The 281-nt window shown below is 64.8% G+C and carries 1 protein-coding gene; it reads right to left on the reverse strand.

Features of this window, described 5'->3' with window-relative positions:
• A partial coding sequence (locus AC0L3B_RS39365) for an ATP-grasp domain-containing protein (protein ID WP_473383184.1) occupies window positions 1-281 on the reverse strand: 281 nt, incomplete at both ends.

Here is a 281-nt window from a genome sequence, read left to right on the forward strand (position 1 = left end):
GGTTGTAGCGGCTGTATTCGTACTGCACCAGCCAGTTCAACTCGGGCGAGAGCTGCCAGCTCATCGAGGGCGCGAACACCGGCCGCCAGGTTGCCACGGGTCTCGCCGGCCGCCGGAATACGCGCCAGGCAATAATCCACCGGCTCGCCGTCGATCATCAGGATGCGTTTGTCGCCGTCCTTGATTGCCGGCAGGTAAGCCTGGCCCATGATCTGCTGGGTGCCCAGGGCGGTCAGGGTTTCCAGGATCACCGACAGGTTGGGGTCGCCGGTGCGATGACG

The organism is Bradyrhizobium sp. Kon56, assembly GCF_055807635.1.